At 62.0% G+C, this 25,920-nt stretch carries 25 protein-coding genes and 1 pseudogene; 12 read left to right on the top strand and 14 right to left on the bottom strand.

The window, feature by feature from the left end; translation table 11 throughout:
- The first annotated feature begins 2 nt into the window (after positions 1–2).
- The 3 genes from BLV09_RS02030 to BLV09_RS02020 all read left to right on the top strand — a co-directional run bounded on the left by BLV09_RS02030 (position 3) and on the right by BLV09_RS02020 (position 3,593).
- A complete protein-coding gene (locus BLV09_RS02030; RefSeq protein ID WP_146686143.1) occupies positions 3–1,175 on the top strand; it encodes a M20 aminoacylase family protein in 1,173 nt (390 codons plus the stop codon).
- Complete coding sequence (locus BLV09_RS02025; protein ID WP_146686142.1) at positions 1,168–2,589, top strand: amidase; 1,422 nt, start codon at positions 1,168–1,170, stop codon at positions 2,587–2,589. The genes BLV09_RS02030 and BLV09_RS02025 overlap by 8 nt, the downstream gene beginning before the upstream one ends.
- Before the next feature lie 113 nt (positions 2,590–2,702).
- Positions 2,703–3,593 carry a crotonase/enoyl-CoA hydratase family protein gene (locus BLV09_RS02020; RefSeq protein ID WP_146686141.1) on the top strand — a complete coding sequence of 297 codons (891 nt, stop codon included), beginning with the start codon at positions 2,703–2,705 and terminating at the stop codon, positions 3,591–3,593.
- 116 nt (positions 3,594–3,709) lie between these two features.
- On the opposite strand, the gene BLV09_RS02015 is transcribed toward BLV09_RS02020, so the two are convergent.
- From BLV09_RS02015 to BLV09_RS02005, 3 genes are all read right to left on the bottom strand, one after another.
- The gene (locus tag BLV09_RS02015) at positions 3,710–4,690 is read right to left on the bottom strand and encodes an NADPH:quinone oxidoreductase family protein (protein WP_146686140.1); all 981 of its coding nucleotides are present in this window, start codon (positions 4,688–4,690) and stop codon (positions 3,710–3,712) included.
- Positions 4,690–5,298 carry a 2-hydroxychromene-2-carboxylate isomerase gene (locus BLV09_RS02010; protein WP_146686139.1) on the bottom strand — a complete coding sequence of 203 codons (609 nt, stop codon included), beginning with the start codon at positions 5,296–5,298 and terminating at the stop codon, positions 4,690–4,692. The genes BLV09_RS02015 and BLV09_RS02010 overlap by 1 nt, the downstream gene beginning before the upstream one ends.
- Positions 5,299–5,444: 146 nt before the next feature.
- Positions 5,445–6,149, bottom strand: a complete 705-nt coding sequence (locus BLV09_RS02005; protein ID WP_146690950.1) for a glutathione binding-like protein — start codon at positions 6,147–6,149, stop codon at positions 5,445–5,447.
- A gap of 132 nt (positions 6,150–6,281) precedes the next feature.
- On the opposite strand from BLV09_RS02005, the gene BLV09_RS02000 reads away from it, so the two are divergent.
- The gene (locus BLV09_RS02000) at positions 6,282–7,304 is read left to right on the top strand and encodes a methionine synthase (protein WP_146686138.1); all 1,023 of its coding nucleotides are present in this window, start codon (positions 6,282–6,284) and stop codon (positions 7,302–7,304) included.
- 189 nt (positions 7,305–7,493) lie between these two features.
- On the opposite strand, the gene BLV09_RS01995 is transcribed toward BLV09_RS02000, so the two are convergent.
- Genes BLV09_RS01995 through BLV09_RS01985 form a run of 3 tightly spaced genes read right to left on the bottom strand, consistent with a single transcriptional unit; the run spans position 7,494 to position 9,331 of the window.
- Entirely contained in the window at positions 7,494–8,111 is a 618-nt protein-coding gene (locus tag BLV09_RS01995; RefSeq protein WP_146686137.1) for a hypothetical protein, read from the bottom strand.
- Between the two features lie 41 nt (positions 8,112–8,152).
- Positions 8,153–8,572, bottom strand: coding sequence for a PaaI family thioesterase (locus tag BLV09_RS01990; RefSeq protein ID WP_197685018.1), 420 nt, complete (start codon positions 8,570–8,572; stop codon positions 8,153–8,155).
- A gap of 18 nt (positions 8,573–8,590) precedes the next feature.
- Complete coding sequence (locus BLV09_RS01985; protein ID WP_146686136.1) at positions 8,591–9,331, bottom strand: competence/damage-inducible protein A; 741 nt, start codon at positions 9,329–9,331, stop codon at positions 8,591–8,593.
- Positions 9,332–9,597: 266 nt separating this feature from the next.
- Between BLV09_RS01985 and BLV09_RS01980 the strand changes: the two genes are divergently transcribed.
- From BLV09_RS01980 to BLV09_RS01960, 5 genes are all read left to right on the top strand, one after another.
- A complete protein-coding gene (locus BLV09_RS01980; protein ID WP_146686135.1) occupies positions 9,598–11,016 on the top strand; it encodes a circularly permuted type 2 ATP-grasp protein in 1,419 nt (472 codons plus the stop codon).
- Positions 11,017–11,051: 35 nt separating this feature from the next.
- The gene (locus tag BLV09_RS01975) at positions 11,052–11,996 is read left to right on the top strand and encodes an alpha-E domain-containing protein (RefSeq protein WP_100382646.1); all 945 of its coding nucleotides are present in this window, start codon (positions 11,052–11,054) and stop codon (positions 11,994–11,996) included.
- Between the two features lie 186 nt (positions 11,997–12,182).
- A complete protein-coding gene (locus BLV09_RS01970; RefSeq protein WP_146686134.1) occupies positions 12,183–13,019 on the top strand; it encodes a transglutaminase family protein in 837 nt (278 codons plus the stop codon).
- 242 nt (positions 13,020–13,261) lie between these two features.
- Entirely contained in the window at positions 13,262–14,020 is a 759-nt protein-coding gene (locus BLV09_RS01965) for a peptidase (protein ID WP_100382648.1), read from the top strand.
- A gap of 16 nt (positions 14,021–14,036) precedes the next feature.
- Positions 14,037–14,795 carry an SDR family oxidoreductase gene (locus BLV09_RS01960; RefSeq protein ID WP_100382649.1) on the top strand — a complete coding sequence of 253 codons (759 nt, stop codon included), beginning with the start codon at positions 14,037–14,039 and terminating at the stop codon, positions 14,793–14,795.
- Between the two features lie 120 nt (positions 14,796–14,915).
- Here BLV09_RS01960 and BLV09_RS01955 read toward each other — a convergent pair whose 3' ends face one another.
- Positions 14,916–16,139, bottom strand: a complete 1,224-nt coding sequence (locus BLV09_RS01955; RefSeq protein WP_146686133.1) for an MFS transporter — start codon at positions 16,137–16,139, stop codon at positions 14,916–14,918.
- A 171-nt stretch (positions 16,140–16,310) separates the two neighbouring features.
- On the opposite strand from BLV09_RS01955, the gene BLV09_RS01950 reads away from it, so the two are divergent.
- Positions 16,311–17,561 carry a NupC/NupG family nucleoside CNT transporter gene (locus BLV09_RS01950; protein WP_146686132.1) on the top strand — a complete coding sequence of 417 codons (1,251 nt, stop codon included), beginning with the start codon at positions 16,311–16,313 and terminating at the stop codon, positions 17,559–17,561.
- Positions 17,562–17,669: 108 nt separating this feature from the next.
- Here the strand turns inward: BLV09_RS01950 and BLV09_RS01945 are convergent, their stop codons facing one another.
- Both BLV09_RS01945 and BLV09_RS01940 read right to left on the bottom strand, forming a co-directional pair.
- Positions 17,670–18,230, bottom strand: coding sequence for a cupin domain-containing protein (locus BLV09_RS01945; RefSeq protein WP_146686131.1), 561 nt, complete (start codon positions 18,228–18,230; stop codon positions 17,670–17,672).
- Positions 18,231–18,387: 157 nt separating this feature from the next.
- A complete protein-coding gene (locus BLV09_RS01940; protein WP_146686130.1) occupies positions 18,388–18,672 on the bottom strand; it encodes an usg protein in 285 nt (94 codons plus the stop codon).
- A gap of 362 nt (positions 18,673–19,034) precedes the next feature.
- Here BLV09_RS01940 and BLV09_RS01935 point away from each other — a divergent pair, with 362 nt between their 5' ends.
- Both BLV09_RS01935 and groL read left to right on the top strand, forming a co-directional pair.
- Positions 19,035–19,349, top strand: coding sequence for a co-chaperone GroES (locus tag BLV09_RS01935; RefSeq protein WP_100382653.1), 315 nt, complete (start codon positions 19,035–19,037; stop codon positions 19,347–19,349).
- A 36-nt stretch (positions 19,350–19,385) separates the two neighbouring features.
- Positions 19,386–21,032, top strand: a complete 1,647-nt coding sequence (groL, locus tag BLV09_RS01930; protein ID WP_100382654.1) for a chaperonin GroEL — start codon at positions 19,386–19,388, stop codon at positions 21,030–21,032.
- Between the two features lie 99 nt (positions 21,033–21,131).
- Here groL and lepB read toward each other — a convergent pair.
- The 5 genes and pseudogenes from lepB to BLV09_RS01905 all read right to left on the bottom strand — a co-directional run.
- A pseudogene (gene lepB, locus BLV09_RS01925) lies at positions 21,132–21,539 on the bottom strand (signal peptidase I); the annotation flags it as partial.
- Positions 21,540–22,008: 469 nt separating this feature from the next.
- Entirely contained in the window at positions 22,009–22,542 is a 534-nt protein-coding gene (locus BLV09_RS01920) for a GNAT family N-acetyltransferase (RefSeq protein WP_146686128.1), read from the bottom strand.
- 164 nt (positions 22,543–22,706) lie between these two features.
- Positions 22,707–23,627, bottom strand: a complete 921-nt coding sequence (locus BLV09_RS01915) for a DUF2778 domain-containing protein (protein WP_244548940.1) — start codon at positions 23,625–23,627, stop codon at positions 22,707–22,709.
- Between the two features lie 365 nt (positions 23,628–23,992).
- Entirely contained in the window at positions 23,993–24,172 is a 180-nt protein-coding gene (locus BLV09_RS37805; protein WP_433994374.1) for a hypothetical protein, read from the bottom strand.
- A gap of 244 nt (positions 24,173–24,416) precedes the next feature.
- The gene (locus BLV09_RS01905; RefSeq protein ID WP_146686126.1) at positions 24,417–25,919 is read right to left on the bottom strand and encodes a glycosyltransferase family 39 protein; all 1,503 of its coding nucleotides are present in this window, start codon (positions 25,917–25,919) and stop codon (positions 24,417–24,419) included.
- Between the last annotated feature and the right edge of the window lies 1 nt (position 25,920).

Genomic DNA, 25,920 nt, shown 5'->3' with positions numbered 1-25,920 from the left:
ACATGCCCAATATCGACCGTATCGAAGGCTTTGCCGACGAACTGACCGCGATCCGCAGGGATCTGCACGCGCATCCCGAAATCGGCTTCGAGGAAGTCCGCACCTCCGGCATCGTTGCCGACAAGCTGACGCAGTGGGGCATCGAGGTGCATCGCGGCCTTGGCGGCACCGGCGTGGTCGGCGTGCTCAAGGGCAATGGCGGCGGCGGCAAGCGCATCGGGCTGCGCGCCGATATGGACGCCCTGCCGATGGAAGAGAACACCAATCTGAAATGGCGCTCGACCATTCCCGGCCGCTTCCACGGCTGCGGCCATGACGGCCACACCACCATCCTGCTCGGCACCGCGCGTTACCTCGCCGAGACCCGGAATTTCGATGGCACCGTGCATTTCATCTTCCAGCCGGCCGAAGAAGGCCTCGGCGGCGCGCGCGCCATGATCAAGGACGGGCTGTTCGAGAGGTTTCCCTGCGACGAGATCTACGGGCTGCACAACGCACCCGATTTGAACCACGGCGAGCTTGCAGTACTTCCGGGACCGGCGATGGCCGGCGCTGATTTCTTCGACATTGTCATCCAGGGCTATGGCGCCCATGGCGCGATGCCCGAACGGTCGAAAGACGCGGTCGTGATCGCGATGACGGTCGCACAGGCCCTGCAGACCATTGTCAGCCGCAATGTCGGTCCGACCGATCCGGCGGTGCTGTCGATCACGCAGATCCACTCGGGTTCCGCCTACAACGTAATCCCCGGCGAGGCGAAGCTTTGCGGCACCGTGCGGGCGTTTTCCGACGAGGTACGCGCGCTGATCCGGGAACGGATGCGAACGATTTGCGCCGGCATTGCCAGCGCCTTCCAGGTCGAGATCAAAGTCGACATCCGCGACATCTTCAGCGTACTGGTCAACCAGGAAGAGCAGTCCAAAGTGGTCGCCGAAGTGGCGCGCACGGTGGTCGATCCCGCGAAGGTCATCACCCGGACGCAGCCGAAGATGGGCAGCGAGGATTTCGCCGACATGCTGCACGCGGTGCCCGGCGCCTATTTCTGGGTCGGCCATGAGGGTTCGGTGCCGGTACACAATCCCGGCTATGTCTTCGACGACAAGGCGATCCCGATCGCCGCCAGCATGTTCGCGCGCATCATCGAAACCCGGTTGCCGGTGGCCGCCCATGCATAAATCAGCAGCGCAGGATGCGGTCACGCCGCTACATGATCTCAGCGCCGTCGATCTGCTCGCGGGATATCGCAGCAAGCAATTCTCGCCGTCCGAGGTGCTCGATGACGTGCTTAAGCACGTCGCGGCGTGGGAGCCGCATATCAAGGCGCTCTATGCGTTCGATCCGGAAGGCGCGCGCGCGGTCGCAAAAGCCTCGACCGAACGCTGGCAGAACGGCGCGCCGGCCGGTTCGCTCGACGGCGTGCCCGTCACCATCAAGGAGAATATCGCGACCAAAGGCGTGCCGATGCCGCTGGGCGCCGCTTCCAACACGCTCGTACCGGCGACGGTGGATGCGCCCCCGGCCGCGCGGTTGCGCGAAGCCGGTGCGATCATCTTTTCCAAAACCACCATGCCGGATTACGGCATGCTGTCGTCAGGTCTGTCGAGTTTTCATTCCCTCACCCGCAATCCCTGGGACCTCAGCAAGAACCCCGGCGGCTCCAGTTCGGGCGCTGGCGCGGCCGGTGCAGCCGGCTACGGCCCGCTGCATCTTGGCACCGACATCGGTGGTTCAGTGCGCCTTCCCGCCTGCTGGTGCGGTCTCGTTGCGCTGAAACCAAGTCTGGGACGGGTTCCGATCGATCCGCCTTACGTCGGCCGGGTAGCCGGGCCGATGACGCGCATCGTCGACGACACCGCGCTGATGATGGGTGTGCTGTCCAAGCCGGATCGCCGCGACGGCATGAGCCTGCCGGCGCATGACATCAACTGGAAGGCGCTCGAGAAATCTCCGCGCAAAATGCGTATCGGGCTGATGCTCGACCTCGGCGTCGGACAAAAGCTAGAGAAAGAGGTCCGCGATATCTCGATCAAAGCCGCAAAGGCCTTTGAGTCCGCCGGCGCCGTCGTCACCGAAGTCGACGGCGTGCTGACGCGCGAAATGCTCGACGGGCTCGACAATTTCTGGCGCGCGCGGATGTGGGACGATCTGTCGAAGCTGGCGCCGGAACAACGCGCCAAGGCGCTGCCCTATATTTACAAATGGGCGGAAGCCGGCGCGAAGCTCAGCGGTGTCGATGTGGTCAGGGGCTTCAATGCGACCATGGCGATCCGGGCCGCCGCGGCAAAACTGTTTACCGATCTCGACTACGTGATTTCGCCGGTGTCGCCGGTGGTGAATTTCCCGGCCGAGTTCGCCGCCCCGCTGAACGATCCGGAAAAACCGTTCGAGCACATCTGTTACACCGTGCCGTGGAACATGTCGGAGAATCCGGCAGCCTCGATCAACGGCGGCTACGACAAACACGGCTTTCCGATTGGCGTGCAGATCATCGGCCGCCGCTTCGACGATCTCGGCGTGCTCGGCATGGCGAAGGCGTTCGAGGGTTTGCGGGCTGCGCAAAAGCCGTGGCCGAAGCCGCCGAAGAAGTAACGGCACGACATACCCAACTGTCATGCGCGGGCTCGACCCGCGCATCCATCCTCTTGATAACGATGGATTGCCGGGTCAAGCCCGGCAATGACAAAGAAAAGAGGAAACACCCGATGGCCTATGAGACGATCAAATATGAGGTCGCCGAACAGATTCTGACCATCACGCTGAACCGGCCCGACAAGCTGAACGCCTTCAACGCCACCATGCAGAAGGAGTTGATCGACGCTTTCGACCAGGCCGACAAGGACGATGATGTCCGCGCCATCATCGTTACCGGCGCAGGCCGCGGGTTCTGCGCCGGAGCCGATCTCTCTTCCGGCGCCGATACTTTCGACCGCGACGCCAAGCGCGGACCGGTGAAGCGTCTTGCCAATGGCAAGGTCGACTACAGCGATCCGAATGTGCGCGACGGCGGCGGGCAGGTTACGTTGCGCATCTTCAAATGCCTGAAACCCGTAATCGCGGCGGTCAACGGGCCTGCGGTCGGTATCGGCGTCACCATGCAGCTCGCGATGGATATCCGCATCGCCAGCGTGGACGCGCGTTTTGGCTTCGTGTTCTCCCAGCGCGGCATCGTGCCCGAGGCCGCCTCGAGCTGGTTTTTGCCGCGCATCGTCGGCATCTCGCAGGCGCTGGAGTGGTGCTACACCGGCCGCGTGTTCCCGGCGCAGGAGGCGCTGGCCGGCCGTCTCGTCAGCAAGGTGGTGCCGGCGGACCAATTGCTGCCGACGGCACGCGCGCTGGCGCGCGAGATCGCCACCAAAACCGCGCCGGTCTCGGTGGCGCTGATCCGGCAGATGATGTGGCGCATGATGGGCGCCGACGATCCGATGGAAGCGCACAAAGTCGACAGCCGCGGTATCTACACCCGTGGCCGCTCCGACGATGTCAAAGAAGGCGTGGTGTCGTTTCTGGAAAAGCGCCCGGCGCAGTTCAAGAACAAGGTCTCGGCCGACATGCCCGACTATTTCCCGTGGTGGGACGAGCGGGAATATAAGTGAGGGCGATCGATATCGCGGTCAGCTCGTAGGGTGGGCAAAGACGCTTTTCGCGTCGTGCCCACCGTGTGCCTTCTTCCGCACCCTGGTGGGCACGCTTCGCTTTGCCCACCCTACGGCTACAGCCGCGTGATCAGCGCCACGCGCCCAATCGCCTTGCGATCGATCAACAGCCGCATCGCTTGCGCGTAATGCTCCAGCGGCAGGCGGTCCGAAATGTTCGGCCGCACCTTCCCTTCTTCCGCCCACCCCAGCAGCGCCTTGATCCGCGCCTCGCCAAGCGCCGGGTTTTTCCGCACCGCCTCGCCGGCGCGGACGCCGAGCACGCTCGCGCCCTTGATCAGCAGCAGATTGGTGCGGGCAAGCCCGATGCCGCCGGTGAACCCGATCACGAGCAGGCGCGCGCCCCAGGCGATGCAGCGCACACTGTTCTCGAAAATCTCGCCGCCGACGGGATCGAACACCACATCAACGCCGCGGCCATCGGTGATGCGCTTGACGGCATCGCGGAACGGCTCGTGCGTGTAAAGCACGAGATGATCCGCACCCTTTGCTCTCACGATGGCGAGCTTCTCCTCCGATGAAGCCGCAGCAATCACGGTGGCGCCGAGCAGCTTGCCAATCTCGACCGCGGCAAGGCCAACGCCACCACCGGCGCCATGCACCAGCAGCACCTCGCCTCGCTGAAGCTGACCGCGATCGACCAACGCGTGATACGCGGTGCCGTGCGCGGCAAGGAACGTCGCGCCTTCGGCATAATCGAAGGTCGAGGGCAACGGCGTCAACTGTCCCGGCGTCACCACCGCCTCATCGGCGTATCCGCCGTGCCGCAATTTGACGATGACTTTGTCGCCGATTGCGACGCCCGCCGCTCCGCGGTCGACCTCGATTACCTCGCCTGCGGCTTCCACGCCCGGCGTAAACGGCAGCTCTGGCTTGAGTTGATATTCACCGGCCGCCATCAATATGTCAGGGAAATTGATCCCAGCGGCGTGTACCGCGACACGCACTTGTCCCGCCGCCAGCGGCGATGACGCAAACGTCTCCAGCCGCAGACTTTCGGGCGGGCCAAGTTCGCGGCAGACGACGGCCTTCGGCATCAGGCCGCGCTCGCCCTGCGCCGTTGCAGCGCTTCGCGGATCAGCGGCAGGCGGTCATTGCCGAAATACATGTCGGTCCTGTCGATGAAGATGGTCGGCGAACCGAACCCGCCCCGCGCCATCACCTCATCGGTGTTGGCCTTGAGCTGGTCCTTGATCGCTTGCTGGCCGATTCCGGCGAAGAATTTCGCGGGATCCACGCCGACCCGCTTGCAGACCTCCGTCAGCACCGTGTCCTGCGAGATGTCCTTGTCCTCGCCCCAATAGATCTCGAACGCCGTGCGCGCGAACGGCAGCATGTCCTTGCCGAGCCAGATACAGCCGCGCATCGTCTTGACGCTGTTTACCGGGAACACCGTCGGCCGCATCTTGATGGTCAGCCCGGCGGAGCGCGCCCAGTCCGCCATGTCTTTCTTCTGGTAATCCACCTTGGCCTGCACCGGATGTTCACGCGAGGCATAGACGCTGGGATTGATGCTGTTGAAGATACCGCCGACCAGAATCGGCCGCCACGAAATCTCGACGCGGAACTCTTTTGCGAGCGGCTGGATGTTGTGAAAGGCGAGATAGGTCCAGGGACTGGAGCAGTCGAAGAAGAACTCGATCATGGCGTTTCCTTTGTTGTTGGTTCAGTCAACCCAACTCATTCTCGTCATTCCGGGATGCGCCTCTTGGCGCAGACCCTGAATCCATACTCCCGATTGTGGTGATGGATTCCGGGCTCGCGCTTCGCGCGCCCCGGAACGACGAACCGTTATTTTTGCTGCAGCATCTCCTTTGCGGCCTGCCCGAACACGTTCTTGCGCGCCTCGTCGTCGAACGGCTTCTTTTCGAATTTGCCGATCGCCAGCCCCGCCTGCACCTGAGGCCGTGCGCGGACCACGGCATACCAGCGTTTGATGTTGGGATAATCGTCGAGCGTAAAACCTTGCGCCTTGTGGGTCATGGTCCAGGGAAAGCAGGCGATGTCGGCGATCGAATAGTCGTCGCCCGCGACAAAGCTTCCGGTCTTGCCGAGTTGCGTATCGAGCACGCGATAGAGCCGCGCCGCCTCGTCGCGATAGCGCTCGATGGCGTAGGGGATTTTCTCCTGCGCATAGAGCGCGAAATGCCCGTGCTGGCCGAGCATCGGGCCGAGCCCGCTCATTTGCCACATCAGCCACTGCATGACCCTGGACCGTGCGCGCATCTCCTTGGAGAGAAAACGGCCGGTCTTGTCGGCCAGATAAATCAGGATCGCCCCTGTCTCGAACACCGAAAACGGCCCACCGCCGTCGACCGGTGCATGATCGACGATCGCCGGAATGCGATTGTTGGGGCTGACCGCCAGAAATTCCGGCTTGAATTGCTCGCCGGCCCGGATGTCGACGGGAATGACCGTATAGGGGAGCCCCAATTCCTCCAGCATGATCGAGATTTTCCAGCCATTCGGCGTCGGGGCATAATGCAGGTCGATCATGGTTTCCTTGCCATCTTCCCTTGCCATCAATTGATGCCTAAAAAGCCCGGCGATGGCGACTTTTGTTGTTCTGTACCTCGATCATAAGACATGGCAGACAGGCACTCAATTAAATCCGATCGGGAGGCTCCCATGCTGTTTCCAACCACGATCGCTGGCTCCTTGCCGAAACCAGAATGGCTGGCCGAGCCCAACACGCTCTGGGCGCCCTGGAAGTCTTCGGGCGAGGAGTTGGTGCGTGCCAAGCGCGACGCCACCGTGCTGGCGGTGAAGCTGCAGGAAGACGCCGGCATCGACATCGTCACCGAAGGTGAACAGGCGCGCCAGCACTTCGTCCATGGCTTCCTGGAGAAGATCGAGGGCATCGACTTTGCCCACAAGGTCGAGATGGGAATCCGCAACGACCGCTACAAGGCGATGGTGCCGCAGGTGGTGGCGCCGCTGCGGCTGAAGAGCCGCGTCCATGCCGACGAGGCGCGCGTTGCCCGCACCCACACCACGCGACAGCTGAAATTCACCCTGCCCGGCCCGATGACCATCATCGACACCATCGCCGACCGTCATTACGGCGACCGCGTGAAGATGGCGTTCGCCTTCGCCGAACTGCTCAACGAGGAAGCCAAGGCGCTGCAGGCCGACGGCGTCAATGTCATTCAATTCGATGAGCCGGCCTTCAACGTCTATATGAGCGAGGTCAGCGACTGGGGCATCAAGGCGCTGGAGCGCGCGGCCGAAGGCCTGACCTGCGCCACGGCCGTGCACATCTGCTACGGTTACGGCATCAAGGCCAACACCGACTGGAAACAGACGCTGGGCGGCGAATGGCGGCAGTACGAGGATATTTTCCCGGCGATTGCCAAAAGCCCGATCCAGCAGGTCGCGATCGAATGCCGCAACTCGAAAGTGCCCCTGGAATTGCTTTCCCTGCTCAAGGGCAAGGTCGTCCAGGCCGGCGTGATCGACGTGGCCAGCGACACCGTCGAGACCGCGGAAGATGTCGCCAAGGTGATCGACGACGTCTCGAAATTCGTGCCGAAGAGCAACATCGTCGCGACCACCAATTGCGGCATGGCGCCGATGCGCCGGGAAATCGCCGAAGCCAAGCTGATGGCACTCGGCGCCGGCGCGAAGCTGGCGCGGCAGCGGATGGGGTGAGATTGCTGACTGTCAGGTCTACCGCCTCCGCGAGTGTAACGGGTCCCCTCTCCCGCTTGCGGGGGAGGGTTAGGGAGGGGGCGGCCGCAAATGCGGTGCCCACAATACCCCCCTCTCCACCTCTCCCCCGCAAGCGGGGGAGAGGTGGACCAGGCCGTGCTGCGAGTATCGCGTGAACAGAGCGCAGCGCTATCTAACGCAAGTCGGATGCAGCACGGGCCGATAGCCGGCACCCAACGCGCGCAGGGTCGACGGTGGCGTCAGCAGCATGGCATCCTTGATCCGGTCCGACGCCTCACGATAGCCGGCCGGCGACCATCGCAGCGTCCTGCCCTGCGTGATCAGGTAACTTTCCGCGCCGCTCCGCACCATCGCGCCATCGGGCAATTTTTCCATTGGCATCGGCAGCGCGTGTAAGCGTTTCCTACCGCGTTCGAGCCGTTCGCGATGCAGCACCGCATCGATGTCGCGCGCGAGCATATGCCCAACGCCATTGCCTTCGGCCCAGGCCGCGCGGAACCGGTTGGCGTTGTCGCGACGGCAGAAGAAGCACGGCCGATGCCCGGCAGCGAACGCGGTCGCCTCGTCGAGAAAGAACAATTCAGTCCAGCTGCGGCCGCCCATCACCTCGCGCCGCCGCCCCCTGAATTCGCAGACGCAAGTCAGCCAGGCGGGATTCGACCAGCGCTTGTTCAGAAGGGTTTTGGTTGCGGGATCGTGAATGATGCCGCGATTGCCGGTGAACATCCCGCGATGTGGATCAACGATGACGTCGCCTTCCGGCGTGACACGGTTTTGCAGCGGCATCCGTCAAAACTATGCACTTGTTCACGTAAGAACAAGATTCTCTACATCTTGCGAATGATCGCGGTAGCGGTCGCAGTCGCCACGATCTTGTCGTCCTGGAACAGCTCGCCGCTGAGCTGGCAGATTTCCTTGCCGCGCAGCACCACGCGGCCGATGCCCTTTAATGGTCCTGCCTTGGCCGGCCGGTGAAACTGCACATTGAGATTGACCGTCGGCGCGAATTCGCCGCTGTCCAATGTCGCGATCAGGGCGGGTCCCATGGTGTCGTCGAGCATGGCAGCGAGAAACCCGCCCTGGACGTTGCCTACGGGGTTGAGGAATTCCGGTTTGGCTTCGAATTTCACTTCAACGGTGCCGCGTTCGCCATCAACAGCGGCAAACTCGATGCCCAGCGTCTTCGCGCAGGGTGGCGGCGGCAACCTGCCGTCGACCATTTTCCAGAAGAACGAATTCTTGTCCACGGCGCCGCGCTTCCTTTGTCAGCGGACCAAGTTCAATCCCGCCAGCATCTCTTTCACCGCGGCCATCGCGGCATTCAGCTTCTCGGGGTCGCGCGAACGCACGACGAGATTGGTATTCGGCTTCTTGTCTTCGTCCTGGAACGGATAGCTGCCGATGATGGTGTCGGGGTGTGCATTGGCGATGGCGCGCAAGGGGCCGCCGATGTCGCCCTCCCGCGCATTAGCGCGAACCGACTCCGACAGCATCCGCACGCCTGACTTCAGCTTCGGCGTCACGATGTCCATCATCGCCTGCATGATCGACGGCACGCCCGCCATGACGATGACATTACCGATCTTGAAGCCCGGCGCGAGGATGGTCGCACTCTGGATCAGTTCGGCGCCATCGGGGATCCGCGCCATGCGCAGCCGTGCCTCGTTCAATTCGCCGGGATTCTGGAAGCGTTCCTTGAAGCGCGCCACCACCTCCGGGTGATGATCGATGCCGACGCCGAACGCCTTGGCGATGCTGTCGGCGGTAATGTCGTCATGGGTCGGTCCGATCCCGCCGGTCGTGAACACATAGGTGTAGCGATGGCGCAGCGCGTCCAGCGCCGCGATGATCTCAACCTCCTCGTCGGGTACGACGCGGACCTCCTTGAGGTCGATCCCGATATTGGTCAGGTATTCCGCGATAAAGCCGATGTTCTTGTCTTTGGTTCGCCCGGAAAGGATCTCGTCGCCGATCACCAGAATTCCCGCCGTAACTATATCGCTCATGACCTCTCCTCGCCGTCTCGCACCCGTTCGGCAAAATTAGCCGGAAGATACACCGGGACATCATCGTTCAGGGAACGACACGAAGTCACCAGCCACCCGCCGCATCCTGCCGCCGAAATAAGCACGGGACAGCCCCTTTTTCGGGCAAATCCCAAACCATCCATAGCAAATGCTCGCCGCCAATGCATATCGCGCTGGCCCGGGCCTTGCTACCATCCCTTTCGGTCGTGCACTGTCGCACACGGGTCGGAGAGCAATCAGGGTACATGGCTGTTGCGTTCGATGAAATGAATGGGCCGGGCGGAGACCTTCGCCCCGCCTATCAGGAGCTCGCCCGCTGGCTGAAGGATACGCCGCCGGACGCCCTGGAATATCGCCGTCAGGAAGCGGAGCTCCTGTTCCGCCGGATCGGCATCACCTTTGCCGTCTATGGCGACGCCGAAGCCCAGGAGCGGCTGATTCCCTTCGACGTGATCCCGCGGATCATTTCGGCCAAGGAATGGACCCTGCTGGAAAAGGGGCTGAAGCAGCGGGTCCGCGCGCTGAACATGTTCCTGCGCGACATCTATCACAGCCGCGACATTCTGCGCGCCGAGATCATCCCCGATGACCTGATCTTCCAGAATCCGGTGTTCCGCCCGGAGATGAACGGCCAGGACGTGCCGCACGACGTCTACGTCCACATCGCCGGGATCGACATCGTCCGGGTCGATGCGGAAAACTTCATCGTGCTGGAGGACAATGCGCGCACGCCGTCCGGCGTGTCCTACATGCTGGAAAACCGCGAAATCATGATGCGGCTGTTTCCGGACCTGTTCGCCCGCCACCGTGTGGCGCCGGTGGAGCGATATCCCGACGAATTGCTGTCAGCGCTGCGCTCGGTCGCCCCGCACAGCGCCTCGGCCGAGCCGACGGTGGCGCTGATGACTCCCGGCGTCTACAATTCCGCCTATTACGAGCATTCATTTCTCGCCGACAAGCTCGGCATCGAACTGGTCGAAGGCCGCGATCTCATCGTCAAGAACGATGAGGTGTTCATGCGCACCACCGAAGGCCTGAAACGCGTCGACGTCATCTACCGCCGGGTCGATGACGATTTCCTCGATCCCCTCACCTTCCGCCCGGATTCCGCGCTCGGCGTGCCCGGGCTGATGTCGGCGTATGCGGCCGGCAATATTACGCTGGCCAACGCAGTCGGCACCGGCATCGCCGACGACAAGGCGGTCTATTCGTATATGCCCGACATCGTGAAGTTCTATCTCGGCGAAGAACCGATCCTGAAGAACGTGCCGACCTGGCGCTGCCGCGAGCCAAAGGATCTCGCCTACGTTCTCGATAATCTCGACGAATTGGTGGTGAAGGAGGTTCACGGCTCCGGCGGTTACGGCATGCTGATCGGGCCTGCCGCCACCAAAGCGACGATCGAAGCGTTCCGCGACAAGCTCAAGCGCGAGCCGGAAGGTTTTATCGCCCAGCCGACGCTCGCGCTGTCGACCTGTCCGACCTGCACCGCCTCCGGCCTTGCCCCGCGTCACGTCGACCTCAGGCCGTTCGTTCTCACCGGAAGGGATCGCGTCACCATCGTTCCGGGCGGACTGACCCGCGTGGCGCTGAAGGAAGGCTCGCTGGTGGTGAATTCAAGCCAGGGCGGCGGCACCAAGGACACCTGGATACTGGACGAATAGCCCAATATTGGACGAGTAGAGAGCAAGATACCCGCATGCTGTCGCGAACCGCCGAAAACCTGTACTGGCTGGCCCGCTATGTCGAACGCGCGGAATATCTCGCGCGGACCATCGACGCCACCTTGCGCGTCACCGCGCTTCCCGCCGCCTATATCGGCCAAACCAATGAGTGGGATTCGGCACTGCTCACCGCCGGTGTCAGCGCGAGCTTCTATGATGGCCACGCCAGCGCCGACGAAAATAGCGTCGTGGAATATCTGGCGTTCTCGACCGACAACCCGTCCTCGATCAGGAACTGCATCGAGAACGCGCGGCTCAATTCCCGCTCGGTGCGCACGGCACTGACCGGCGAAATGTGGGACACCATCAACGGCGCCTGGCTGGAACTTCAGGAGGTCTGGGGCAAAGGCACGAAGAACCGCGAGGAACTGGCGAAGTTCCTGCGCTTTGTGCAGGAAACCTCGCTGCGCTTCGACGGCTCGGCGTACCGGACCATGCTGCGCAACGATGCCTACTGGTTTTCACGGCTAGGGGTGCATCTGGAACGCGCCGACAACACCGCGCGGATCCTCGACGTGAAGTATCATATGCTGCTGCCCGAGGAGGAACATGTCGGCGGTCCCCTGGATTTTTATCAATGGACCTCGATCCTGCGCTCGGTTTCGGCGCTGACCGCCTATCACTGGGTCTATCGCGAAACCCTCAAACCGTGGCTGATCGCGGATCTGTTGATCCTCAACGATACGCTGCCGCGTTCGCTGGCCAGCTGCTACGGCAATCTGGTGCGCAATCTCGACCAGATCGGCGTCGCCTATGGCCGTCAGGGCCCCTCGCAGCGTCACGCCCGCGGCGTCCGCAATCGGCTGGAACACAGCCATATGGACGATATCTTCCAGCATGGCGTGCATGAATTCATCCAGGAATTCATTGCGGATAATTCACGGCTTGGCGAAATCGTCACCAAGCAGTACTTGATCTGACGGATTTGAGATGAGAGACGTCAAATACCGTCATGGCCGGGCAAAAGCGCGAAGCGCGTCTTCGCGCTAGACGTCCCGGCCATCCACGCCTTACTTTAAAAAGGTAAGGTAAGACGTGGACGCCCGGCATAAAGCCGGGCAAGACGATCTTTGTCTAATTGAACTCTAGCTCTGCCTTGGTAAGTCATGCGCCTGCGCATCGCTCATTCCACCACCTATCGCTACGAACCGCCGGCTTCGGGCGTGATCCAGATCCTGCGCATGACGCCCGGCAGCCATGACGGGCAGTACGTCGCCGACTGGCAGATCGACGTCTCCGCCGATTCGCGTCTCGACATGCATCACGACGCCTTTGGCAACGTAACGCACGTGCTGACCCACGGGCCGATCGCCGATCTCACCATCAATGTCGAGGGCCTGATCGAGACCCATGACACCGGTGGCGTGCTCAGGGGCAGCGACGAGCGCTTCCCGCCGAGCCTGTTCCTGCGCTCGACACCGTTGACCGAGGTCAATCCGGCGATGGCGAATTTCGTCCGCGAACTCCGCGCGGAAGCAGACGGCGACGTGCTTGGATTCCTCCATGCCCTGATGGTGCAGATCAACGAGCACATGACCTTCGACGAGGATCCCACCAATAGCGGCACATCGGCGGCGGAAGCTTTTGGCCTAAAGCGCGGGGTCTGCCAAGACTATGCGCATATCTTCATTGCCTGCGCGCGCAACGGCAACATTCCCGCCCGCTTTGTATCCGGACATTTCCTGCGCTCCGACGGAATGGTCAATCAGCAGGCCGGTCATGCCTGGGCGGAGGCGTTCGTGCCGGATCTCGGCTGGATCGGCTTCGATCCGGCCAACGGCATCTGCACCACCGACGCCCATGCCCGCGTCGCCATCGGCCTCGATTATCTCGGCGCAGCGCCGGTGCGCGGCACGCGCTACGGCGGCGGCACCGAGACCCTGACCGTGACGGTCAAGGTCGATCAGGCCGGGCGGCAGGGGCAGTGGCAATCGCAATCGTGAAAACGACGCCATTGCGAGGAACGTTAACGACGAAGCAGCGCTGTGGGGCCGCGCGGCGCTGGATTGCTTCGCGGAGCCTGTCATCGAGCGCGCATTCGCGCGACCCGTTGGCTTGCGATGACCGGAAGTCATTGGCCCTGACCCAATTCCCAGACGCCCGGCAGAAGTGCCCGAATAGGGTTGGAGACCCCCTCGAAATTGGCTAGTAATTCCGCGGCGTATCATGCGTTCGGGGAGCCGGAATGACCTATTGCTGCGGAGTGCTGGTTCGGGACGGGCTGGTCATGATCGCGGACACAAGGACCAATGCCGGTCTCGACAATGTCTCGACCTTCCGCAAGCTCCATATCTTCAGCAAGCCCGGCGAGCGCATCATGGCGATTGCCAGCGCCGGCAATCTCGCGATCAGCCAGTCGGTGCTGTCGACCCTGACCGAGGGACTTGAAGACCCGGTCACCGGCGACATCGAAACCCTGATGAATGCGCCGACCATGTTCCAGGCGGCGCAGCGTATCGGCCGCGCGATCCGCAGCGTGCATGCGACCGAAGGCGACGCCTTGAGGTCGGAGGACGTCAGCTTCGATGTGTCGTTTCTGTTCGGCGGCCAGATCAAGGGCTCGCGGATGCGGCTATTCATGGTCTACACCGCCGGCAACTTCATCGAATGCACCACCGATACGCCCTATTTGCAGATCGGCGAGCATAAATACGGCAAGCCGGTGCTGGATCGCGCGATGCATTATGACGTCGAATTATACGAAGCGCTCAAGACCAGCCTGATCTCGATGGACTCGACGATGCGCTCCAACCTTGGCGTCGGCCTGCCGATCGATGTACTGGTGGTCCGCACCGACGCCTGCGAAGCCGATCTCAACCACCGCATCGAGGCCGGCGAGCCCTATTTCCACGACCTGCGCTCGCGCTGGTCGGCGGCGCTGCGCGCGGCGCATCGGAATATTCCGAGACCACCCTACAAGACAGAAACACAGCCAAAAACCTAAAGAAGGCAGGAAACAAATGGCAGAAGCAAAAAACAAGATCGCAGTCGTGACCGGCGCAGGCACCGGTGTCGGACGCGCGGCATCGCTGGCGCTGATGGGCGCGGGCTTCACGGTGGTGCTCGCCGGACGGCGGCTGGACAAGCTCGAAGAAACCAAGAAGCTCGGCGAGAATATCGGCAAGAGCCTTGCGGTTTCCTCTGATATGGCCGACCCCGGATCGATCGCGGCGCTGTTCGCCAAGGTGATGGATTCCTATGGCCGGCTCGATGTTCTCTTCAACAATGCCGGCATGGGCGCGCCGGCGATGCCGTTTGAGGATCTGAGCCTCGCGCAGTGGCAGGCCGTGGTCGCAACCAACCTCACCGCGCCGTTTCTGTGCACGCAGCACGCGTTCCGGATCATGAAGGACCAGACCCCGCGCGGCGGCCGCATCATCAACAACGGCTCGATATCAGCGCATGCGCCGCGGCCGTTCTCCTCGGCCTACACCTCGACCAAGCACGCCATCACTGGCCTCACCAAGGCGACCAATCTTGACGGCCGCGCCTACGACATCGCAGTCGGGCAGATCGACATCGGCAATGCCGCAACCCCGATGACCGATCGCATGGTCGATGGCGTGTTGCAGCCCGACGGCCGCAAGATGCCGGAGCCGCGCATGGACGCGAAAGCGGTCGGCGATGCCGTCGCCTACATGGCGAACCTGCCGCTCGACGCCAACGTGCTGTTCATGACTGTGATGGCCAGCAAGATGCCGTTCGTCGGACGGGGTTAGGATTGAACCGCGTATAACCGTCATTGCGAGGAGTGCGAGCGACGAAGCAATCCAGTCCTTGTTTGCCGCTCTGGATTGCTTCGCTTCGCTCGCAATGACGATCGATTTGCGTCTCCCACCCTATTCCAGCCGCTCCACATTGCGCAGCGTTGGAAACAGCTTCATCCACAATAGCGCGATCGCGACCGTTGCGACGCCGCCCAGCACCGCCGCCGGCATGGCGCCGAGCAGCGCCGCGGTGACGCCGCTTTCGAACTGACCGAGCTGATTGGACGCGTTGATGAACAGGAAGTTCACGGCGCCGACCCGGCCGCGCATGTCGTCAGGCGTGGCGAGCTGCACCAGTGAAAAGCGGATCACCACGCTGACGGTGTCGGCCGCTCCCAGGATCGCCAGCGCCACGATCGAAAGCCACATCCAGTGGGACATGGCGAACGCCGTCGTCGCCGCCCCGAACACGATGACGGCCTGAAACATACTCAATCCGACATGGCGGTTGATGGTATGGCGCGCCAGGATCGCGGTCATCACCAGCGCACCGACCGCGGGCGCCGCGCGCAGGATTCCGAGGCCCAACGGTCCGGTCTGCAAGACGTCGTGCGCGTAGATCGGCAGCAGCGCTGTCACGCCGCCAAACAGCACCGCGAACAGATCCAGCGAGATCGTGCCCAGGATCGCGGGATTATTCCGGATGAACCTGACGCCCGCGAACAGATCGCCCGGCGTCGCGGAATCCCTCGGTGCGACCGGTTGCATCAGACGGATAGCGCCGGTGAATATCATCCCCATCAGCCAGAACGCCACCATGATGCCATAGGGCAGACCGGGCGAGAGGGCATAGGCGAGACCACCGAGCGCGGGTCCGGTGATCGTCGCGATCTGATTGGCGCCGCTCGACAGCGCGGTGGCGCGCTGCAGCGAGCCCCGTGGCGCGATCAGCGGCAGCAGCGCCGCTGTCGCCGGACTTTCGAACGCCCCGGTCGTCCCAAGCACGGCGGTGGCGATAAAGATGTGGACCACGCTGAGCCAGCCCGCATAGGCGCCCCAGGCGAGGAACAGCGCCGTCACGGCCTCGGCCAATTGGCAGATCTGCACCACGCGCTTGCGCTCGTAACGGTCCGCCGCATGGCCCGCGACGAAGACCAATAGCGCGGTCGGGAGAAACTGCACCAGCCCGACCATGCCCAGATCGAACGCACTGCCGGTGAGATCGTAGACCTGCCAGCCGATCGCCACCGCCCCGATCTGGCTGGAGAAACGCGAAAGGCTTCGCGAGAGCAGGAAGAAAACCAGGGACCCTTGCTTGAGCAAAGTGCCAGCGCCCACTGGCATCGTGGAAGACATTTTCGGTGGGTTCCTGCATTTTTCCGATGTGCGGGCGGTCGCCGCCCCACTTCCTTGCTGGTCGTGCCGTGACTGACCACGGGCCTGATGTCAATGGCCCGACTGCCCCGCGCATGCGGCATTGCGCTTCAAAGCGGGCCGCTGTCATAATCGCTGGGCCTCGGGGGATTCATGCTTCAACTGCAATCGGCGTTCGGCGTCATCGCATTGCTCGCGATCGCATGGGCATTCGGCGAGAACCGCCGGGCGGTATCGCCAAAGCAGACGGCGATAGGACTCGTCGTGACGATCCTGACCGCGATCGTGCTGATCAAGCTGCCATTCGTGACGCGCGCCTTCGGGGCGATCAACGATGCCGTCGGCGCCATTGCCGCGGCCTCGCGCGCCGGCACCTCCTTCGTGTTCGGTTATCTCGGCGGCGGCGCGCTGCCGTTCGACCTGAAAGCGCCCGGCGCCGATTTCATCCTGGCGTTCCAGGCGCTGCCCGTCGTGCTGATCATGAGCGCGCTCACCACGCTGTTGTTTTACTGGCGCGTGCTGCCGCCGGTCGTTCGCGGCATGGCGTGGCTGTTGGAGCGCACGCTCGGCGTTGGCGGCGCGGTCGGGCTTTCGACCGCCGCCAACATCTTTCTCGGCATGGTGGAAGCGCCGTTGTTCATCCGCCCCTATCTGGCGCAACTGACGCGCAGCGAATTATTCCTGGTAATGACCGGCGGCATGGCGGGAATCGCCGGCACCGTGCTCGTGCTCTACGCAACATTGTTGGCGCCGCTGATCCCCGATGCGGCGGCGCATTTCGTCATCGCCTCCGTGCTGGGCGCGCCTGCCGCGATCCTGGTCAGCCTGATCATGGTGCCGGAAACGTCGGACAAGCGTACCGGCGGCGCGCTTGAAGACCCCGACATGCACGTCTCCAGCACCATGGATGCGATCGTCAAGGGCACCACGGCCGGGCTCGAACTCCTGCTCAACATCGTCGCGATGCTGATCGTGCTGGTGGCGCTGGTTCATCTTGTCAACGCCATCCTCGGGCTGTTGCCCGATCTCGGCGGCGCGGCGATTTCGCTGCAGCGGCTGCTCGGCTACGCCATGGCGCCGGTGTGCTGGCTGATGGGCCTGCCCTGGCCGCAGGCGATCACGGCAGGAAGCCTGATGGGCACCAAGACCGTGCTCAACGAATTGATCGCCTATGTCGATCTCTCAAAACTCGGCCCGGACGCGCTCGATCCGCGCTCGCGGCTGATCATGCTCTATGCGATGTGCGGCTTTGCCAATTTCGGCAGCCTCGGCATCATGATCGGCGGGCTCGGCACCATGGCGCCGGAACGCCGCGACGACATCAATTCACTCGGGCTGAAATCGATCGTCTCGGGCACGCTGACGACCTGCCTGATCGGCGCAATCGTGGGGATGTTAAGCTGACACATGAACGTCATTCCGGGGCGCGCGAAGCGCGAACCCGGAATCCGGAAGTTATGGCTTGGGATTCCGGGTTCGGACGCTATGCGTCGCCCCGGAATGACGACTCCATCACATCGAAAGCTCGACTGTCTTAAACTCCGCGGGCAGGATCACTTCCAGCAACTCGACGTCATCTGAATAATCCATGATCAGGTGCTTGATCTTCGGCGGTTGGGTCCAGGCACTGCCCTGCTGCATCAAGGTTTCGCCCTGCCCTTCCATGTAGGTCTTCACCCAGCCCTTCAGCACGTAGACCATCTGAAAGTCGACGTCATGGAAATGCAGTTTCGAGACTTCCGCCGGATTGCACGGTCCGATCAGCCGGATCACATGCGCCTGGACGAGACCGTTACTCGCGGCGGCAACACCGAGATCGCGATAATGCGCGTATGTGCGCAGGCCGTCGGCTTTGAAATCCTCATCGCGATGATGGCTGATGGCGATGCGCTGCTTCGGACGCGTACGCTTGACCGGCGCTGGCGTGCGCCCCTTGCTCTTGAGCGGCTTTCGCGCCGAGGATTTGGCGGCAACTTTGCGTGCCGGCGATTTTTTCCGTGCGGCGGTGCGGGCCGCAGCCCGCGCAGTCGGCTTCCTGGTGGGCTGTTTTTTAGCGGGCTTCTTTTTGGCCATCGACGCTCTCCCTTTCCGTTATCCGGAAAGGTTAGCACATCTGTCGCTCGTAGGGTGGGCTAAGCGATAGCGAGCCCACCTACACGTCGCGGATTTCCGTTGCGACCGCTACGGTGGACACGGCGCAAGGCGCCTTTGCCCACCCTACGAGATTCGCCTAATGCAGCCGGAACACGCCGTCGACGGCGCGAAGCTCAGCCGGCTTGATCAGCTTGGAATGCGCGACGGTGACCGAGAACAACGGCCCTTCGAGTTTCTCCTCCCAGAAGGCGAGAAAATCTTTCAGCGCCGGAAATTTCGGAAACAAATCGTAGTTCTGCCAGACATAGGTTTGTAACAGCGAGGGATGATCGGGCATTCGATAAAGTATTTGCGCTGTCGTCAGCCCATAACCCAGCACCTGTTTCCGGAAGTCTTCGGAAACCCCAACCCGCGAGACCATGCCAACCTCCATTGCTGGAGCGCATTTTCAAGGGATGGCCGGGAGCCACCCGGTGGAGATGCGCTCACATGAGAGAAATGTGACGCACGATACCAACCCATCACAAGCCTAAATGTTTAATGAATTGTTGAAATTTCTTGCGTTAGCAGCAGCTTACCGCAGGTGCTAATGGGGCGGCGCGCAGCGTTAACGATGCCGGATAAAATTGGCAGGCGTCACTTTCGAGTGCCAATTTTTCTGCTAGAAGCCCTTGTCCCCCGCACAGCCTTCCATTATGTCCAGAACGCGCACGCTGGCACTCGCCGGCGTGGACTGCTAATCCATAAAACTCAATAGCAACTTCAAAAGCTTAGGAGGACTGCATGAAATTCCGTCCGCTTCACGACCGCGTCGTGGTCAAGCGCATCGACGCCGAAGAGAAGTCCGCAGGCGGCATCATCATTCCGGACAGTGCCAAGGAAAAGCCCTCGCAGGGCGAAGTTACCGCCGTCGGCCCGGGTGGCCGCGACGAAGCTGGCAAGCTGATCCCGATCGACCTCAAGGTCGGCGACCGCGTTCTGTTCGGCAAATGGTCTGGCACCGAGGTCAAGATCGACGGCCAGGAGCTGTTGATCATGAAGGAAAGCGACATCATGGGTGTGCTCGACGAGCCCGCCGCCAAGAAGAAGGCCGCTTAAGCGCCTTTTCCCTCCCCCCTTTCAAGGAAACAAAATATGTCAGCTAAAGAAGTCAAATTCGGCGTCGACGCGCGCGACCGCATGCTGCGCGGTGTCGATATTCTGGCCAACGCCGTCAAGGTGACGCTCGGCCCCAAGGGCCGCAACGTTGTGCTCGACAAGTCGTTCGGCGCTCCCCGCATCACCAAGGACGGCGTCACCGTCGCCAAGGAAATCGAGCTCGACGACAAGTTCGAGAACATGGGCGCACAGATGGTGCGCGAAGTCGCCTCCAAGTCGGCTGACGCTGCCGGCGACGGCACCACCACCGCGACCGTTCTGGCGGCTGCGATCGTTCGTGAAGGCGCCAAGTCGGTTGCCGCCGGCATGAACCCGATGGATCTGAAGCGCGGTATCGACATGGCGGTGGAAGCCGTCGTCGCCGACCTCGTCAAGAACTCCAAGAAGGTCACCTCGAACGAGGAAATCGCCCAGGTCGGCACCATCTCCGCCAACGGCGACGCCGAAATCGGCAAGTTCCTCTCCGACGCCATGAAGAAGGTCGGCAACGAGGGCGTCATCACGGTTGAGGAAGCCAAGTCGCTCGAGACCGAACTCGACGTCGTCGAAGGCATGCAGTTCGACCGCGGCTACATCTCGCCCTACTTCGTCACCAACGCCGACAAGATGCGCGTTGAATTCGACGACGCCTATATCCTGATCAACGAGAAGAAGCTCTCCAACCTGAACGAACTGCTTCCGCTTTTGGAAGCCGTGGTGCAGACCGGCAAGCCGCTTGTCATCGTCGCGGAAGACGTCGAAGGCGAGGCTTTGGCCACGCTGGTCGTCAACCGTCTGCGCGGTGGTCTGAAGGTTGCGGCCGTCAAGGCTCCGGGCTTCGGCGATCGCCGCAAGGCCATGCTGCAGGACATCGCGGTGCTGACCGGCGGTCAGGCGATCTCGGAAGATCTCGGCATCAAGATGGAGAACGTCACGCTGCAGATGCTCGGTCGCGCCAAGAAGGTGATGATCGACAAGGAAAACACCACCATCGTCAATGGCGCCGGCAAGAAGGCCGACATCGAAGCACGCGTTACGCAGATCAAGGCGCAGATCGAGGAAACCACCTCGGACTACGACCGTGAGAAGCTGCAGGAGCGTCTGGCCAAGCTCGCAGGCGGCGTCGCGGTGATCCGCGTCGGCGGTGCGACCGAAGTCGAAGTGAAGGAGCGCAAGGATCGCGTTGATGACGCGATGCATGCAACCCGCGCAGCCGTCGAGGAAGGCATCGTTCCGGGCGGCGGCGTCGCCCTGCTCCGTGCTTCCGAGCAGCTCAAGGGCCTGCGCACCAAGAACGACGACCAAAAGACCGGCGTCGAGATCGTGCGCAAGGCGCTGTCCGCGCCGGCCCGCCAGATCGCGATCAACGCGGGTGAAGATGGTTCCGTCATCGTCGGCAAGGTTCTCGAGAACAAGTCGTACAATTACGGCTTCGACTCGCAGACCGGCGAATATGGCGATCTGGTCAAGAAGGGCATCATCGACCCGACCAAGGTGGTCCGTGCGGCGATCCAGAACGCGGCTTCGGTTGCGGCTCTGCTGATCACCACCGAAGCCATGGTGGCCGAACTGCCGAAGAAGAACGCCGGCGGCGGCGCTGGCGGCATGCCTCCGGGCGGCGGCATGGGCGGCATGGACTTCTAAGTCCAGTTCGCTTCAAGCGGTTACAAGAATGCAAAACCCCGGCAGCGATGCCGGGGTTTTTGTTTGGCCGGATTGTTCGATGCTTCGCAGGTCGAATACCTAGCGGATCATCAAGCCCAGACGCTCGGAGCGGACGCTTAGAGCGCGCCCGCTCGAGCCCGGAACCAGCGAGAAATAGATCAGCCCTACGCGACCGATCACGTTCTCGAGCGGAATATAGCCCACCACCGAAAGCATGCGGCTATCGGTCGAGTTATCGCGATTATCGCCTAGCGTGAAGAAGTAACCTGGTGGAACCGTATAGACTTGGGTGTTATCGTAATAACCGCTTTCGGTGCAATCGAGCGTCTCGTACGTCACGCCGTTGGGTAGCGTTTCTCGCCAATGCTTCACTCTGGCGATAGCATCGCCCCCACAAGCACCATCGCCGACGAAATCCTGCAACCGTTCGTGTTTCACGGCGGTGCCGTTGATGTAGAGCAGCCCTTGTTGCATCTGAATACGATCGTGGAGGCTCGACCGCCTATAAGCCTACCCGTGCAGCGCAAAATCAGCGTATTCAGATAAAGGAAAAAAATGCCGATAATCGCGCTGCAGACAACAAAGCCGAGCCAAAGGCGCCAGCCCACCAATTGGTCCAGGAAGCCCAGGCTAAGAAACTGGGAATAGAAACCGGCTATCGCGCCCAGAGCTGCGAGCAACCAGACGAACTGCCGAGGACTTGTTGCAAGAATATGATCAATTGTCCGGCGCGGGCTTAGCCATATGCTGATCCATGGCGATGGGGAGCCTGTGTCTTGCGTTATCGTCATCAAATTTCCTGACCCGGCGAGGGCCCGGCCAACTTAACCAGCCCAAGGCTAAGTGCAATCTCTCTGGCGCTATTGAGGAACGCAAAACCCCGGCAGCGATGCCGGGGTTTCTTTGGGGGGGGGGGGGCGCGTTGTCTTCAAAACGTCACGCGATCAACGCCCGGTCAACTTTGCTGATACTGGCTCTTGCCGATCTCGAATATGAAGTGCGGCGTCGCACCGGATAGCTCGCGGGTGAAAAGCTCGCTGCGCCTCACACCACCGATCTTGGTCATCGCACCCTGAGAGCGCCAGTTCTCCTCTCCCACCCAGAAGACGACCGTATCGACGAACGTAAATGCGTGATCGAGCATCAGGCGTTTGACTTCGCGATTGGTTTGTCCGCCCCAATGGCTGCGGACAATGAACGTCCAGCCGATCTCGATTTCGCTACGTTCAGCGTCATAACCATAGTAGCGGCTTGAGCCGATCAGCCGGTTTGTCGAACGATCAACAAATACAAACGCCATTTTCGATGCAACCGCGCTGTCGAAATATTCCCTGAATACCGGCTCGGTGTAGCGGTTGGAACGCGGATGCACCTTCCAGATTTCCGGATCGGAGCCCGCAGCGAACAACTCCGGCCAGTCGCCTGCCGACACCGGTCTTATGAGGGTGGTCGGACCGATCAAGGTCGGTTGAAAATCAGGCTGCGACATAGCGGGTGGATCGCATTGTTCGAGGTGCGGTCGAAATATCCATGATGACAAACTAGCACAAACCACGTCGGCGCGAATGCAAAAACCCCGGCGCAACGCCGGGGTTTTTGTTTGATATACTCGCTCGTCATTCGGGAGCGCGCTCTTGGCGCGCCACGCGCTGACTAGAGGTGCGCCACCACGGCGAGCCGCTTGACCTCGCCGCTCCTGTAAGCCTGCAGGAACCGGTTGTAGTCCCTGAACGAGACGCAGCCGTTGGAATCGCCGTTTGGCCCCAGCATGAAGGTATGCGCGAGCAGGCCTGATCGTCCGTAGATCGCTTCATCGCCGCCGACGGGAGTGAGCCGCAGCGCCGGGACGCCGTGAAACAGCGCCTCGCGCGGCTTCAAATCATACAGATGCGGCGGCGTGACGCCACGCATTCTGACCTTCGCGGAGTTGGGATCGTCGAGCGCGGAGCCGAGTCCCGAATGCGCTTCGAGCTTGGTGCCATCAGGCAAATAGACCATGTGCGCGGAGATGTCGTAGACCGCGGTCTGGCGATCATAAAGCGGCATCGTGCCGGCCGTTCCGATGTTCTGGCTCGGTCCAAGCGAGGACGTGCTGTTGACATCCGCCGAGGCGTAGGCCAGTGCCGATCCCGACGATTGGAATTTGCCGAACAGTCGCTCGAAAATCGTCGGCGGCTTCTCGGGCTTCTCGGCAGAGGCGACCGATATCGCGGCCGCCTTGGCGCGCTGCTGCGCCATATCGCGCACGGAAGCGCCCGAATGTTTTTCAGATCGGGATTCAGCAGGCCGCTGCGTCGGCGTCGGCACGATGGCGGCGACCTGACGCTCAGGTGCAGGCGCAAGTGCCGCGACCTGGCGATCCGGCTGACGTGGCGACGGCGCGACGGATTGCGGGGCTGCCGCGGCAAAACGGTCTTCGAACGAGAATGACGGGCCCGGCGAAGCCGTTGCGGGCGCGGATGCGGTTCGCGCTGATTCAACCGCTACCGAGCTGTCGGCCGCAGCGATCACGCGGCGAGCAGCAGCAGGCGCCCGCTTGACGACAGCGACATCGAAATCACTGCCGCCGCTCACGGACGGATAAACGCCGGCCCCGAGAATGTTGGTATAAACCGTCCACGCGCATCCGATGACAAGGCACGCGATTGCGGCGCTACCCAGGAAGTTGCGAGAAGCACTCGCTCTCCTGGGAAAATTTCTGGAGTTGTGGGCCGCAAAGTCATAACACGCACTCGTACTCGTATTCATTCGCCTTGCATCCAGACTGGTTCCACCTTTTTCCCCTTCCAGACTGAGTTCGATCTGCACAGCGGCACATTCGAACGCCAACCTGCGCGCGAAATGCCACCATGAAAAAAGTTCCGTTGGAGCATTTCGCAGAGGCGCGGAGCGTCATTAAGGCGACTTTTAGTTAAATGCGGATTAAGTCTAGGCGGTTGTTAGGCATGGTTAATTTTTGTTCCGCCATGGGACAATTTGCGCAGATCACTTAACAGGTTCAGCAATTCAGCTTCGGACCCGTTTGTGCCGCGCCCTTCCAGCGTTGCGTCGAGAATAGTCCAGATCGGCATCAAATCAGCGCGCCGATGCTGCTCGGGATCGGATGAAGCACGATTCATCTCACCGCCCCAGAAATGCCTGATTGCGATCTCGTTTGATTCCTGTCGCCATCCGACGGTGCGCGGAAATATCTTGGAGGCGCTGTCGCCATATTCGTCGTCATCATCCGCGGAAGCGGGTGATCCAGTATTCCAAGGCATCGGCGATAGAAACGAGAGGCCGCGGCCTACTGGATCGTCCGCTTTCGCGGACGATGACACCGGGAGTGGACCGGCACGGCGCGCTCACTCCTTACGGCGCGCCCTACTCCAGTTCCGGCGGCGGGGAACGGTCGAGCACATCGCCCTTGGCGCCTTCGAGCAAATCAAGCCCGTAGGTTTCGATCGTGAGCGCCCCGCGCTTGCGCGGCAGTTCCGCCACCCGCTCGATCCGCGCGAAGGTCTTGTCGAGATACGGATTGCCGACGCTGCGCACCTCGTCGACGTATAACAGCTTGCCGGCCAGCAGCGCCGGATCGGGCTCCGGCATGTTGACCCAGCGAATACGCTGCGTCGGCTGCACGACGCAGGTGCCCTTGGGCAGATAGAAAACGAGCCAGCTGGTAGTGCCGTAGTCCGGCGCCAATACACAGGCAGCGCCGACGCGCACACGAACCGCTTCGATCTCGTCTGCAAGCTGGCGCCAGCCGACGCCCACGCTGCGCACGGTGGCGTCGCGGCGATAGCCCGACAAGATGCCGGTATTGGCCTGCACGATCAGCAGCGCAAAGATCACGATGCCGGATGGCGAGGCCCAGCGCAGGCAGAAATCAACCAGACGCTGCTGGCGCGGCTGCCATCGCGTGAGATGCGCGGCGACCGCCGCCGCGATCGCAAAGGCGGGATAGACCGGCGCGAACCAGTTGGCCTCGACGCGGGCGTGCAGCGAATGCCAGACGAAATACAGCGCAATGGTCCAGAACATCGCATTGATCAGCACGCGCGCGCCCAGCGCGCCGCTGTTGCGGCGAAACAAGGCATAGAGCCCCATCGCGCCGAGAATCCAGACCAGCGGCGTTGCAAACGCAATCTGGGTCGGAACCAATTCGGCGATAAAAGCCGGCCTCAAATCCTCGATCCGGGCGCGGCCGATCTGCTTGATGAAGGAGACCCATTGATGATCGGCATTCCAGAGGATGACTGGTGAAAAGATCGCGAACGCAACGAGGCCGCCGACATAAGGCCAGGGCGACATCAGCCAGTGCCGCAGCTTCGGCACGGCGACCAGCCAGATCAGGATCGCGAGACCAAAGAACAAGGCGGTGTATTTCGACAGCAGTGCCGCACCGACCGCGACGCCGACACCAAGCCACCACGCGCCACGCCCGGTTTCCAGCACCTTCGCGAGAAAAAACACCACAAAGCTGGACGCCACCAGCAGCGGCGCGTCCGGCGTGACGATCATGGTGCCGATCGCCGCCATCAAGGTAATGTTGAGCAGGATGGTCGCGGTTGCAGCAGCGCGCGGGCTGCCGAACAGAATCGCGGTTGCGCGATACAGCGCCCAGCTCATCGGCAGCGCCAGCAGGATCGATACCAGCCGCACGCCGAGCTCAGTATCGCCCGCGATCATGGTGCCCAGACGGATCACCAATGCGACCATCGGCGGGTGATCGTAATAGCCGCTCGCCAGATGCTTTGACCACATCCAGTAATAGGCTTCGTCAAAGGTGATCGGCGTAAAGGCCGCCGCCACCAGCCGCACCATCACCAGCGCCAGCACAGTGAGAGCCGTATTGCGGACGAGCCGCGCCTCCTGCGCGCTCATG

Origin of the sequence: Bradyrhizobium canariense, assembly GCF_900105125.1 — a bacterium.
Taxonomy (GTDB): Bacteria; Pseudomonadota; Alphaproteobacteria; order Rhizobiales; family Xanthobacteraceae; genus Bradyrhizobium; species Bradyrhizobium canariense_A.
Note: the sequence above shows the minus strand (reverse complement) of the source record. Positions and strands in the feature narration are given on the sequence as shown.